The following is a 13,160-nucleotide window of genomic DNA, read 5'->3' as shown; positions in this document are numbered from 1 at the left end:
CGAAGGACAAGATAAACAACGAGGCGACGACCAATCATCACGCGAAAAAAAACCGCATGGACGCCCCAAGCCGACATGGGTATGATGTCGCCCGCACTGCACTCGTAGCTCAGCTGGATAGAGTACTGCCCTCCGAAGGCAGGGGTCGTGGGTTCGAATCCCGCCGAGTGCGCCAGCTAGAAACGCAAAAGCCCCAGGTCGCATGGCCTGGGGCTTTTGCGTTTCCATCCGTTGAGTCGATCGAAGAATCACCGAGGCGTGTGCCGACCCACGCCTCGCGGACAGGAGGTCCCGATGCTGCGCCATCCTTTGCTCAACCAGCCCTACCAGCCGGACCTGCGTTCCTGGATCGGCGGTTTCATCGGCTATGACATGCCCCCGGCCCTGGATGCCGAGCTGAGCCGCTACGACCCCAACGACCCTGATGATCGCGAGCACCTGATCCGCCATTACTGCCTGGCGCGCTTCAACGCCCGGGAGAATTTCCGTCACCGGCAGCGGTTGGTGGAGGTCCTGCAAGCGGCCCTGGACGACCCGGATTTCGACTTCCAGAAGGTTTGGGAGCCCATTGAAGACGACTACGAATACGATCAATGGCCCGCCGGCTGGCCGGCACAGATCGACGACAGCCGGGACTTCTTCCAGCGCCTGCTCCTGGCGGCCCGGCAGCTGTGGCACGACGATCTGACCCGCGCCCGGTTGCCGTCCCTGGCCGAATGCCGGGCGATTCCGGCGCGGGATCGCGGCTCCCGCGACTGGCTGTTCAGCGTCGATAATCCCCAAGCCTGGAAAGTCCTATTCGACGTAGCGGCCACGCCCTACGACCTGCACACCCCGGGACCACAATTCCAGGGCGAGCAACTGAGCCTGCCGTTGGCGGGCGCATTGCATCGCCAGTCCCTGCCGTCCACCTGGCCGGCCAGCCAGGCGCTGACCCACTGCCGCCTGGACCTGAAGATCCAGGGCATCAGCGAATTGCACGTCAGCGGCACGCGTTTCGACGGGCGTATACGCACCCAGCTCACGCGCTTGCAGCCTGGTTATTACCTGCGCCTGGACATCGGCTTCGACTGCGTCATCGAATGCGTGGCGCAGTCCGTCGGCATCGCCAACGTCCAGGGCTCACGGGAGGAAGAGCGGCATGAACAGCAACTTTGAACGGGCCCTGGCGCGCCAGGAGATACCGCAGTTCTTTCGTGGCCAGGGCGAGTACCTGACCCGGGACGGCGATTGGGACGAGCACCTGTTCTGCATCAACTGGCCGGGGATATTCGCCTACCTGCGCGATAACGCCGACGGCGAGCAGCAGTTGAGCGCCAGCTTCGAGCTGTATGTGTACAGCATCGAGGAAAGCTTCGAGGACTGCTTCGGCCTGCGGGAAAACCTGTTCGGCTATTACTCGACCCGGGCTCGCTGGGCGCCCGCCAGCACCGATCTGCTGGCGCAGCTGCCAGCACCTTGCCGACGACGGATAGTCCAGCGCCTGAGCTGGTATCGCTGGCAACTGGAAAACCACGCCCGGCTGCTGCCGGAGCGGGCCCGGCGCATGGCCGAGGACGGTGCCGCCACCGAGTTCATCGACCTGCCCGCTTCGCCCTACGCCTGAACGCGCCTGCCACCGGCCGGTGGCAGGGCTACCGCCCTCAGATATTCCACTGCCGCCCACCCAACCTGCGTTTTTTCTACCTTGAGCTCTCCCCCCACAATCAGCCCCGCCCCGAAAGCCCTTTAGGTGTCTCCAATCTTTTTTGCGATGATGCCTCCCCTGATGCCATTCACGCGCCCGGCCCACTGCCGAGCGCATACACAGTGTTTCTCGCCAGACTCATGGAAGACCCCAAACGATGAATATCCCGAACCTTTCCGGCAACACCGCGCCGTCGCACCAGGCGCGTTATTACTACGGGCCCAACTACAAGAAAATGACCCTGGCGGGCCTGGTCTTCGGCGGGCTTTCGCTGTTCGCGGTATTCGGCACACCCAGCGAGAACAACAGCGTGATCCGGCTGATAGAGGCCCTGGGGCTCAATGGGCATCTGGTCATGCAACTGCTTGGCGTCGTGGGCGTGGCCATGACCGTCGCCGTTGCCGGTGCGCTGATCTTCCTGCGCGGTGCCGGCAATCGTTATGTAGTGCTGACAGATAAGAAGCTGGTGGCCCCGGTCAGTAATTTCAGTTCGAAGATCCGCGAGATTCGCCTGATCAATATCTCGGACGTCGAGCTGGTGGAGGTCTTCAACCAGCGTTTCATCCGCGTCCAGCACAGCGACGGCAAGATGGAACTGGTGGAGAACATGTTCAAGAACCAGGAACTGTTCTACGACTGCTACAAGGCGATTGCCCTGGCCATCGAGGCCAAGGGCCAGAACGTGAAACGCGCGCCCGCCCGCAAGTAACCGCGCCGGGTTTCAGCCTGGCGTCTGCCGCTGCGGCGCCGCTTCATCGTGATCCGCGGCAGGCTGGGCCTGCTGCGGGTCTTCATCTTCTTCATCGGCCTCGAGCAGAAAGTCCTTGCGACTCTCCTTGATGGCCTGGCGGATATCCGCGCCCTTGGTCGGGCAATTCAGCAGTGCAGCGATACGGTCGATGCGTGGCGCCATGGCCAGCCTCTCACTTTCAGGAAACTGCCTCGATAGTGCGCGTTTTCGTGGTGCCAGGCCATTACTTGCGCGCGTTTTGCCCTCAGGGTTGCTGCAAGGCCTCCAGGCGCTCGGCAATTTCCTCGTCGGGGAAGCGCTGCTTCAGGGCGATGATGTACTGGTCGGCGACCTTGTCCTGGCCGGTCTTGCGCAGCCGCAATACCTCGCGCAGGGCGTCGTCGAGGATCGACTCCGACGCATGGCGTTCAACCGGCTCCTTGCCCTGCTCCTTACCCGGGAATGACGCCAGGTGCCCCAGGGACTCATAAGGCTTGGCGGTGAAGGCTTGCGTGTCATGGACCAACGGCAGGCCCGCCCCGGGTGCCGCGGGAGCGGGTGCCGACAAGGCGCCGGCGGCCGCCTCCGGCGTCGCGGCCAGTTCGAAGCGGTTCGATTCCTCCATGGTTGATTCCGCACGGGCGGATTCCACAGGAGCAGCGCCAACGGGCGCGGACTCGGCCTGGCGCCGTGCAAGCTGCGGGGCAGCGGCCTTTGCCACGGGTGCCGGCGCGGGAGCGAATGCCTGGCTCGGTGCCGGTTCTGGAGAGCGCTGCAACACGCCCAGCAGCAGGGTCACGCCGAACAGACCGGCGAACGCCACTTGCCAGCGCGGCTGGCGGCACAGATCGAACCAGCGTTGCCACAGGGACGGCCGGGGCGCCGGGGCTTCGCGGCGGGCCGTGGCCATGATCAGGGCGTCGAGGCTGGCCGGCGGCTCGCCATGGCTGTGCTGGCGAATATGCTCGAGCATGCGCTCTTCTTCAGTAGGGGGAAGCTGTCGGGCGTCAGTCATGTCAGTACCTCCTCGGCCAGGAGCCGACGCAGTTTTTTCAGCGCATAACGGAAACGGCTTTTCACCGTTTCCAGCGGCGTATCGGTAAGGCTGGCGATCTGCGGCAACTCCAGTTCGCCGTGGGCGCGCAGCAGGAACACCTCGCGCTGGTCGGCGGGCAGATCCTGCAAGGCGGCGTCGATGCGTTGCCGTTCACGGCTCAGGCTCAGGTGTTGTTCCGGGCCGCTAGCGTCATCGGCCAGATCGTGCAGTTGCTCGTCGTAGCTGTCGTGCAGCGGGTTGCGCATGCCGTGCTTGCGCCAGTGGTCGATCAGGCGATTGCGGGCGATCTGGTACAGCCAGGTACGAAAGCTGGCCCGGCCCTGTGGCGCACTGGTGGTGCGGATCAGGCTGAGCCAGGTGTCCTGGTAGACCTCGTCGGTCAGCTCGGCCTTGTCGCACAGGCTCAGCAGGAACCGGTACAACCCCTGGCGATGCCGCTGGTAGAGGACCTCGAAGGCAGCGCTGTCGCCCGCGCGATAACGCGCCAGCAGCGTTTCGTCGCTGCTGGCGGGCTCTGGTCGATTCGCCGCAGGCATAGTCGTGCTGAACTCCTTCTGGTGGCTCGTCATGACGTTACTCACGGCGGCTCAACGCCTCCCCGGAACGGCCCGGCTGATTCGCCGGAGCGGCAGTCTGCAGGCTCTGCGCCAGTTCCACCAGTTGCACGAACTCGCCGCGCAGGCCGAAACGGTCTTCGCCCTTGGCGCCGCGGGCCAGGGCAACGGTGTCCTTGAGGCCGAAGTCGCCGGTGTAACGAGCGTCCTTGAGCTGCTGGGCGAACGCCGCCACGGCTGCGGCAAATCTTAGATCATCGCTGGCCTGGACGAGTTTGCCGTGCTGTTGCGACGCCAGGATCGGCCGCTCGATCAGCCGGCTGCTGCCGCCTTGCGGCGCCTGGTAGCGCACCCGCAGCATGGCCAGCTCGTCGTCCTTGATGTTCGATTCCGACAACGCCTGGGCCTGGCCGTAACGCAGCGGCTCCAGCCAGCCCTGCTCGCCCTTGGGCACGATTTCATACAGCGCGGTGACCGTATGCCCGGCGCCGATCTCGCCGGCATCGACCTTGTCGTTGTTGAAGTCCTCGCGTTTCAGCGCGCGGTTCTCATAACCCAGCAGGCGGTATTCGCTGACCTGGGCCGGGTTGAATTCCACCTGCAGCTTCACGTCCTTGGCCACCACCGCCAGGGTCGAGCCGAGCTGGTCCACCAGGACTTTGCGCGCCTCGCGCAGGTTGTCGATGTAGGCGTAGTTGCCATCGCCGGCGTCGGCCAGTTGCTCCATCAGGTGCTCGTTGTAGTTGTCCACGCCAAAACCGAGGGTGGTCAGCGACACACCGCTTTTACGCTGCTCGACGGCCATCTGCTTGAGACGGTCGAAGTCGCTGATGCCGACGTTGAAGTCGCCATCGGTGGCCAGCAGGATGCGGTTGATGCCGTTCTTGATGAAGCCTTGCCGGGCCATCTGATATGCCAGTTGGATGCCCGAGGCACCGGCGGTGGAGCCGCCCGCCGTCAGTTGCTCGATGGCGTTGCGGATCTTCGCCTTGTCGCGCCCGGAAGTGGGCTCCAGCACCACCCGCGATTCACCGGCATACACCACCAGCGACACCCGGTCCTGTTCGCGCAACTGGTCCACCAGCAGCTTGAGGGTGCTTTGCACCAGTGGCAGGCCCTCGCGGCGATCCATGGAACCGGACACGTCCACCAGGAACACCAGGTTGGCCGGCGCCAGCTCGGCGACGGCGCGATCCGAAGCCTTGATGCCGATGCGCAGCAGACGGGTGTGGGGGTTCCAGGGCGACGGCGCGATCTCGGTGGTCACGCCAAACGGCGAGCCGTCGCCGGGCAGGGCGTAATCGTAGGGGAAGTAATTGACCAGTTCTTCCAGGCGCACCGCGCCTTCCGGCGGCAGGCTGCCCTGGTTGAGCAGACGCCGGACGTTGGCGTAGGCACCGGTATCGACATCGACGCTGAAGGTCGAGACCGGAGCCTGCGCCACGCTGTGGATCGGGTTGTCCGGCAGGTTCTGGTACTGCTCCCGCGGCTCGGCGCGATAACCGGCGGGCAGAGATTCGCGCGTCATCATCGAGGCGTGCCTGGGTGCCGGGGCGAGCGCCTTGGCGTTGTTGTATCCGGCCAGGATCACATCGGCGCGCGGGGCCTCGCTCGACGAGGGCACGGCGGCCTGCGGCTCTACCGCCTCCGGGGCGGGCAAGGCAGCGCCCCGGGTCTCAGGCGAGGACGGGCCGCAACCGGCCATGGCCAACAGCAACCCTGCGGCGCACCCCTGAACGGCGGGGCGAAGGTAGTACGGAGGAAGGAACATGGGGGCTGACCTCGGGGGAAATTGATCCATTCCCCCCTTCAGACGAAGCCCCTTGGCGATTCGGGTTAAGCCCCGGAAAAAATTTTTCCTTAGCGCAGGTAGCGCCGCACCACGCTGCTGTTACGCAGCACGTGGCCGTTGATCTTTTCCAGCAGCTGGGCGCGGGTCAGGCCGGCCGGCAAGGCGTCGGGCGCCAGCTCCAGGGCGTAGATCTGGATGATGTAGTGGTGCGCGCTGTCGCCCACCGGCGGGCAAGGACCGACGTAGCCGGTGGTGCCTTTGCTGTTGGTGCCTCCCAGCCCTTCCAGGGTGCCCTTGGCCCCCGCGCCCGCGGCAATCTGCCGGGTCGTGGGCTTGATCCCGTAATGCACCCAGTGGTCGATACCCTGGCCTTTGGCGCCGTCCGGGTCGTGCATCACGATGGCGTAGCTGCGGGTGCCTTCCGGGCCGGCGGTCCAGGCCAGGGCCGGCGACAGGTTATGCCCGCCGCAGCCCTTGGCATCGCTGGCGCTGGCCGGGGTGAACAGGCGATTGTCCGAGACACCGGGCACGTTCAGGGTGAAACGCTCCTGGGCCTGGGCCGGCAACTGCAGGCACAGCAGGACGGCGCCGGCGGCCAGCCAGGTATTGAGAGAGGCAAAACGGGACATACGCGAGCACCTTCTGCGAATGGGTTCATCGGGGCCTGGAGACTATAGCTGCGCAGCGTTGCGCTTGAAGCTTGAAGCTTGAAGCTTGAAGCTTGAAGCTTGAAGCTTGAAGGCTGATTGAGCTTGAGCCGCCGTCGCTTGTAAACGAAAAAACCCCGGTTTTTTTTCAGCTCCGGGGCTTTTTTCGACGACCGCCGGGATTTTTACCCGGCCGCCCTGACCCTGCCACCTTCAACCAGCAGCCGAATCAGCGTTCCACGGAATCCGCCAGCAACGGCGGATGTGGCTGGCGCTCGGGGCTCAGGCGCAAGAAACCGGTGGTGACAAGGCTGATGCCGCCCTCCTCGTCGTTGTGCACCGTCATGGTCCCGGGCTGGCGCATGCGCGCAAAGTTGGCGGCACTGAGCTTGAAGCTTTCGCTCAGGCGCTGGTCGTCCAGCGCCGGCGACGGCAGGCGGCGCCGGGCAAAACCCTTGCTCTTGCGCTGCTGGTAGCGCGCCCAGAGGATCAGCACGGCGGCGTTGAGCAGGGCCACCCACAGGTAGGTCTGCAAAGTGCCCAGCGCTTCCAGCACACCGACCTCGATACGCGGGCCGTCGTGGGTGTCGATCAGCGGCCACAGGCCGCGTACCAGCAGGTACAGCAGGCCGATCCAGGCCAGCACGGTGAACGCCGCATCGACGATCACCAGCAATGGGCGTTGACGGGTTCTGATGATTTTCATCAGCGAGCCTCCTCTTCATCATCTATCGGCTTGATGCCACGGTCGGGGCTGACCCAGCGCGCACGCTTCTGGTGTTGGCTGAACAGCACCTTGGGGAAACTGACAAGCGTGGTGAACAGGCTGACGAGCCAGAACACCAGGGGGTACCAGACCACCCAGAACATGGTCTTGCCCAAACCCTTTTCATACCGGCGATCGATCAGGATGCTGACCGCGAACTGCAGCAGGCAGACCATCGCCAGCACCAGCCCGGTGAAGGCCGGCGGCATCAGGCGGTCGACGGCGATGGCCTCGGGCATGACGATGAAATGGCCGACGCCCCAGAAGATCACCGACAGCAGGAAGGTGAAGGCCCAGCCGGTGGACAGGCAGTATTCGAACAACAGCGGCCACAGGTAGCGGTGGCGCCATTGCCAGATCCCGCGGATGTTCTTGAACAGCACCTCGGCGCCCCCCTGGGCCCAGCGCAGGCGCTGCTTCCACAGGCCGCGCAGGGTTTCCGGCATGAGGATCCAGCACAGCGCCCGTGGCTCGTAGAAGATGCTCCAGTGATCGAGCTGCAGCTTCCAGCTGATGTCGATGTCTTCGGTGATCATGTCCGGGCTCCAGTAGCCGACCCGGTGCAGGGCCGAGCGGCGGAAGGCGACAATCACCCCGGAGACCGTGAAGATCCGCCCGAACACCCGCTGGGTACGCTTGATCAGGCCGATGATCGAGGAGAACTCGCCTACCTGGACCCGGCCCACCAGGGTCGAGCGGGTGCGAATCCGCGGGTTGCCGGTCACCGCGCCCAGGCGCGCATTCTCCAGCAGCGGCGCCACCAGGTAGGCCGCGGTGTTCGGCGCCAGCAGCGCGTCACCGTCGATACACACCAGGTATTCGCTGCGCGCCGCCACGGCGCCCATGCGCAGGGCCACGGCCTTGCCCTGGTTTTGTGCCAGGTGCACCACCCGCAGCCGCGGATCCTCCAGCGCCAGGGCGTCCAGCACTTGCGCGGTGTTGTCCTTGGAGCCGTCGTTGATCGCGATGACTTCGATGTTCGGGTAGTGCTGGGCCAGCGCCGCGTGGATGGTGTCGGCCGCGTTGTCGCCCTCGTTGTAGCAAGGGATCAGGATGCTGATCAGCGGCTCGCCCGCCAGCGCCGGCGGCAGGGTGTCGTCCTTCCAGGGCCAGTGGCGTTCCCAGTGCAGCCAGAAGTACAGGCCGCCGGCGATCCACAGGCCGGACATGAACAGCGGGTAGAAGAACACGAAGTCCATCAGGAACTGGCCGGTCACCAGGAAGATCAGGCCCAGCGGCACACCGAGGACAATCGCCAGGACGAGCAGGGCTAGCAGTCGATCCAACATGATTTAGGGATTCCACTTGGTGGAGAGCGCGGGACGGATGGTCTTCAAGTCCGGCGAGTTCTCGAGAAAGTTATCCGGGTAGTAGCCGAAGCTGGTCGCGCCCTGGCGCTTGAGCCGGCCCATCCAGTCGGCCATCTGCGCGGCGTCGATATCGCTCGCCGGTTTTTGCGCCCAGTCCCGGGCCTGCAGTTCGAAGACGGTACGGTTGAGCGCGCCGGGGCGTGCCTTGACCGTGGCCACCAGTTGCTCCAGCCAGGCGCCGGAAGCCTTGCGCGGCTGGCCCTCCATCAACGGCATGGCCATCGGCGCGGTCCAGTCGTAATTGGCGAGGAAGTCGTCGAGGTTCTGGGCGAACCAGGCTTCGCTCTGCGGGTTGAGCATCGGCTCGGCGAACAGGTTGCGCGCGGTCAGCACCTGCGGCCCGCGGATCGCCTTGACCTTGGCGGTCAGCTCATGGGTGAAGTCGATCAGGTAGCGGCTCTTGAAGCGGGTCCAGCGCTGCAGGGTCGCCGGATCGGCGCGCAAGGCGGCGATCGAACCGGGCAGGCCGTTGGCGACATAGGCGCGCAGGGCTGCGGGGCTGGCGTCTTCGAAGTCGGAGAACACCGCGTCGTCGTGGTAGAGGATGCCGTCCACCGAGGTCAGGCGCGCCACGTCTTCGTAGATCTCACCGATGATGCGCCGCACCCGCGGGTCGAACGGCGACAGGCGCCGGTACTGGTCGGGGTCGGGCGCAACCTGGCCGGTTTCCGGGTCCCAGCGGGTCACGCGTGGCAGGCTCGGGTCGAGGGCGAAACTCAGCACCGGCATCCAGGCGAACACCTTGACGTTGGCCCGGGTGCGCAGTTGCCAGGCGACCCGGTCGAAGATATCGGCGCGCACCGGCAGGTGGCGGTTGGCGAAGTACAGCGAGTGCACCAGGCCATCGCCCTTGGGGTCGGCGAAGGCTTGCAGGAACACGGTGTTGACACCCAGGTCGGCCATGCGCTGGACCAGCTTGCCGAGGTTGATTTCCTGCTGCTGCGGGTCCGGGTCGTAGACGTTGTCCAGGTCGACATGGGCCACGCGCATCGGGTTGCTGGCCTCGACGCCGACGATGCTGTTGGAGAAGTGGATGGCGTCCGGGTCCGAGGACACCAGGAAGCGCGGGCTGCTCATCAGGTTGTCGAGGGCATCGAGGCCGTCGTCTAGGGTCAGGGCCATGTCGTAGCCCTCCTCGCCCACCACCCGCAGCGCGGTGCCGTCGGCAGCGCCATAAGGCCAGACCCAGACCCGTGGGCTGTAGCCGGTGGCGGCGCGGATTTTTTTCGAGATCGCCGCCACGTCGCTGCGCAGGCGCGCCTCGAATTCGGCTTCGCTTTCATAGCGCCCGGTGCTGGCGTCATAGCGCCGGGTGGCGGCGGCCGGTTGCAGGTTGCCCTGGGGGTTGGCCAGCACGCCCTTGTGGTTGGCATCGGTGTGGGCGGCGATTTCCACCAGGCCGGAACGGGAGATCTCGCGGACCTGCTCCCAGGTCAGGAAGTCCGAGCGCTTGCGCGGGGTGCCGGCAAAATCCACCGGCTGGTTCAGCGGGGTATCGACCCACGCCCCCACCGGCGCCAGCAGGGCATGCCAGTTGTAGCTGCGCAGCACCGGCAGCACGCGGGTGTAGAAGCTCGCATAACCGTCGTCGAAGCTCAGCAGCACGGCCTTGGCCGGCAGCTCGGGGCCGCCTTTGCGCGCCGCCATGATCTGGTCCACGGTGACCGGCTGGTAGCCGTTCTCGCGCAGCCAGGCCAGCTGTTCGATCAGGCGTTCGGTGCGCACGGCCACCACCGCCTGGTCGGGGTCGCGGTCTTCGACGTCGTGGTAGGCAATGCCCAGCACGTGGTTTTTCGGCCACGGGGTTTCGCTGGCGGGCACCGGGCGTTGCGCCGGCGCCAGGAAATCCGCGGCGGGCTGGGCGCAGGCGCTGAGAATCAGGGCTCCCAGCAGGAGGATGCAACGGGTCATCGGAGGCATCTTCGGACTCTTCTAGAAGCGGTAGGTAAGGTCGAGGAGCAGGCGCAGGTCGGTTTCCCGGTCGCCGTCGTAAGGCCGGTTGAGCACGCTCAGGGCGGCACCGGCTTCGAACACGTCGTTCCAGGTCACGCGCTGGCCATAGCTGAGCAGGCCGATCGCCCCGGTGGAGTAATCGCGCTGGCTGTAGGTACCGGCGCCCACCTGGAACTGCTGGCTCCAGGAGGTTTCGTAGCGGTGATAGAGCACGTGGTTGACGTTCACCGTCGGCAGGACCGTGAAGTCCGACTTGGGGTTGAAGTAGGGCGTGTCTTCCTTGCTGTTGCGGCTGGCGCCGACTTCCAGGCCCAGGTCGACCTGTACGTGGGGCGTGGCATAGACGCCCTCGCGACCGGTGAGCACAGCTTCGAAACGGTTGTTGCCATCGCTGAAATGCGAGGGGCTCAGGGCCAGCCGCCATTCCCGGCTCTCGTTGGCCCGCCAGCGCACGAAGCCGCTGCCGCCATTGGCGTAGATGTTGCTGTTGAGCGCCCGCAGCGGCGTGTTGGCCGACAGGTATTCCAGGCTGGCGCCGTACTGCCAGTGATCGTCGATGTCGCGGGCCAGGGACAGCCGCGCGCCCTGCTTGTCGTCGAAGCCGTAGGAGTGGTTGGAGACTTCCGCCTCCAGGGTCATGTCGCGGGTCCGGCGCTCCACGCCGATCCGCTGCCAGCGGTGGTGCCCGGTGCCTTCCTGGAAGTCGCCGGTGGCATAGCCGAGGCCGCCGAACAGGCGCCAGTCTTCATTGATCGGCGGGCTGTAGAGCACCGTCTCGATGCCGAAATCCTTGCTCCCGGAAACCGCGCCGGCGCCGCTGTTGCCACCGCCGTAGCTCTTGCCGCCATAGGTCTCGACCCGCAGCTCGGCCATGTCGTGCACTTGGCGCTGGCGGGCCAGGCGCTGCACCTGACGGTTGTCGGGATAACGCTGCACCACGTCGTCGGTCAGGGCATCGAGCTGACGCCATTCCTGCAGGTCCTGGGCGGTGTGGCCCTGGGCAACCTCGAGGCCGACATCGCGCGGCGCCATGCTCTCGGTTTCCTTGAGCAGGCCCTCGGCGCGCCGCGGCCAGTCCCGGGCCTGGTACAGGTTGGCCTGGGCCACGCGCAGGCCGATATTGCCCGGCGCCTGGTCCACCAGGCTGGCCAGGCGCTGCTCGCTGCCCGGCAGGTCGGCGCTGTAGGTGCCGGACTGCGCGGCGAGCTGCTGGGCGTCCATCCATTCATCGTTGGGGTTGCCCACCGGCAAGCCCTTGAGCTCGACCCGCGGCTTCTGGTTCCTGGCCAGGTCGTCGGCGACCTGTTGCGCTTCCTGCGGGCGGTCGCTTTCCAGCAAGGCGTAATACAGCGCAGTGCTGTCTTCGACGCGGTCGCTGACATCGGCATCCGGCGCCGCCAGCACCTGGCGATAGAGGTCGCTGGCGATCTCTGGCTGGCGCTGGTCCAGATAGGCGGCCGCCACCCAACGCCGGGCGTAGGTGGGGATGGCCACGTCTTCGGCGGTCAGCGTGTGGTACTGGTCAATCACCTGGGCGGTACGCGCCCGGGCCTTGAGCGCGCCCATGCGGTCGATACGCCAGCGGGTCACGTCGTCCCTGGCCGCCGGGTCCGGGGTCCAGGTGGCGAGCAGTTGATTGTAATCGGCCAGGGCACGGTCGGCGATGACATAGCGCTCTTTCTCGCTGCGGGTCGCCAGTTCGGCCAGGCGCACGCGCTCGGCGGCCAGGTCGCCTTGCAGACGACGTTCTATGACGGGATCGATCAGCCCCGGGCGCTGGCGGGCCAGGCGCAGGGCCGGCTCCGGCAGGCGGGCCCGTTGCAGGGCGAACACGTATTCGCGGGCGACTTCCGGCCGGGTGCCGGCGCGGACGAACGCCTGGTCGAACTCGAACAGCGCGTCATACGGCGAACCGGCGCGAGTCAGGGCGTAGCCCAGGGCCAGGCGGCGGGTGGCGTCGTCGGGCTTGGCCGCCACCAGCTCGCGGGCACGGCGCACGGCCTCCTCCGGCTTGCCGGCGTCGGCCTGGGTCAGGGCCAGACCCAGTTGCAGGTCGGGGTTACGCGGGTCGCGTTCGAGGGCCAGGCGGTACACCTGGATCGCCGAGTCCCAGCGCTGCAGATTGCGGTAGGCCCGGGCGGTGGCCGTCAGCGCCTGGATCGGCAGCACCCGGCCATGGGCCTGGGTTTCATAGACATTCACGACTTCGGCGTCGAGGCCGGCCCAGCTGGCGATCTGCAGGTGATCGCTGACCAGCCCGGTGCTCAGCCGTTCGGCCGGCACCTGGCGCAAATGGCTCAGGGCTGGCGCATAGCTGCCAGCGCGGGCGTCGAGAATCAGGCGGTCGTACGCCGGGTCGGCGAGGGCCAGGGTCGGCCACAGCAATTGGCTGCATAACGTCAGGCGCAGCAGCGGTCGCAAACCATAAAGGCGAACAGGATGAACAATGAACGGCATTTCTTCAGCATCCTTACATGGCTAGCCGGGGTCTTGTGTCCCCCCGCCTGATACGTGCCAGGAAGCCGAATCAGATGACTCGGCCAGATTGGGCGGAGTCTTCCATGCAAGGCTGATGCGGATGCGCAAATGCAATATTTCTTCAGA

The 13,160-nt window shown here is 65.9% G+C and carries 12 protein-coding genes and 1 tRNA gene; 4 read left to right on the top strand and 9 right to left on the bottom strand.

The features are described 5' to 3' along the window. Positions 1-98: 98 nt before the first annotated feature. The 4 genes from AC07Y9_RS22700 to AC07Y9_RS22685 all read left to right on the top strand — a co-directional run bounded on the left by AC07Y9_RS22700 (position 99) and on the right by AC07Y9_RS22685 (position 2,396). Positions 99-175, top strand: a tRNA-Arg gene (locus tag AC07Y9_RS22700). A gap of 119 nt (positions 176-294) precedes the next feature. Continuing rightward, positions 295-1,158: a hypothetical protein gene (locus AC07Y9_RS22695; protein ID WP_102680816.1), complete on the top strand. Its 864-nt coding sequence runs from the start codon at positions 295-297 to the stop codon at positions 1,156-1,158. Further along, positions 1,142-1,606, top strand: coding sequence for a hypothetical protein (locus AC07Y9_RS22690; protein ID WP_102680815.1), 465 nt, complete (start codon positions 1,142-1,144; stop codon positions 1,604-1,606). Before AC07Y9_RS22695 ends, AC07Y9_RS22690 begins: the two co-directional genes overlap by 17 nt. Positions 1,607-1,844: 238 nt before the next feature. Then, entirely contained in the window at positions 1,845-2,396 is a 552-nt protein-coding gene (locus AC07Y9_RS22685; protein ID WP_102680814.1) for a hypothetical protein, read from the top strand. Between the two features lie 12 nt (positions 2,397-2,408). Here the strand turns inward: AC07Y9_RS22685 and AC07Y9_RS22680 are convergent, their stop codons facing one another. The 9 genes from AC07Y9_RS22680 to pgaA all read right to left on the bottom strand — a co-directional run bounded on the left by AC07Y9_RS22680 (position 2,409) and on the right by pgaA (position 13,013). Next, the gene (locus tag AC07Y9_RS22680; RefSeq protein WP_102680813.1) at positions 2,409-2,600 is read right to left on the bottom strand and encodes a hypothetical protein; all 192 of its coding nucleotides are present in this window, start codon (positions 2,598-2,600) and stop codon (positions 2,409-2,411) included. 82 nt (positions 2,601-2,682) lie between these two features. Then, entirely contained in the window at positions 2,683-3,432 is a 750-nt protein-coding gene (locus AC07Y9_RS22675; protein WP_102680812.1) for a hypothetical protein, read from the bottom strand. Further along, positions 3,429-4,010 (bottom strand): RNA polymerase sigma factor, encoded by a 582-nt coding sequence (locus tag AC07Y9_RS22670; RefSeq protein WP_102680811.1) that lies wholly within the window; start codon positions 4,008-4,010, stop codon positions 3,429-3,431. Before AC07Y9_RS22670 ends, AC07Y9_RS22675 begins: the two co-directional genes overlap by 4 nt. A 37-nt stretch (positions 4,011-4,047) precedes the next feature. Then, positions 4,048-5,799, bottom strand: coding sequence for a vWA domain-containing protein (locus AC07Y9_RS22665; RefSeq protein WP_102680810.1), 1,752 nt, complete (start codon positions 5,797-5,799; stop codon positions 4,048-4,050). Positions 5,800-5,888: 89 nt separating this feature from the next. Then, positions 5,889-6,449: a YbhB/YbcL family Raf kinase inhibitor-like protein gene (locus AC07Y9_RS22660; protein WP_007930309.1), complete on the bottom strand. Its 561-nt coding sequence runs from the start codon at positions 6,447-6,449 to the stop codon at positions 5,889-5,891. 247 nt (positions 6,450-6,696) lie between these two features. Then, positions 6,697-7,173, bottom strand: coding sequence for a poly-beta-1,6-N-acetyl-D-glucosamine biosynthesis protein PgaD (pgaD, locus tag AC07Y9_RS22655; protein ID WP_053259202.1), 477 nt, complete (start codon positions 7,171-7,173; stop codon positions 6,697-6,699). Further along, positions 7,173-8,522: a poly-beta-1,6-N-acetyl-D-glucosamine synthase gene (gene pgaC, locus AC07Y9_RS22650; protein WP_102680809.1), complete on the bottom strand. Its 1,350-nt coding sequence runs from the start codon at positions 8,520-8,522 to the stop codon at positions 7,173-7,175. The genes pgaD and pgaC overlap by 1 nt, the downstream gene beginning before the upstream one ends. A gap of 3 nt (positions 8,523-8,525) precedes the next feature. Then, a complete protein-coding gene (pgaB, locus tag AC07Y9_RS22645) occupies positions 8,526-10,523 on the bottom strand; it encodes a poly-beta-1,6-N-acetyl-D-glucosamine N-deacetylase PgaB (RefSeq protein WP_102680808.1) in 1,998 nt (665 codons plus the stop codon). 12 nt (positions 10,524-10,535) lie between these two features. Continuing rightward, a complete protein-coding gene (gene pgaA / locus AC07Y9_RS22640; protein WP_102680807.1) occupies positions 10,536-13,013 on the bottom strand; it encodes a poly-beta-1,6 N-acetyl-D-glucosamine export porin PgaA in 2,478 nt (825 codons plus the stop codon). Between the last annotated feature and the right edge of the window lie 147 nt (positions 13,014-13,160).

It is taken from the genome of Pseudomonas sp. GW456-L12, from assembly GCF_059424045.1.
This window is presented reverse-complemented; position numbering and strand designations above follow the sequence as displayed.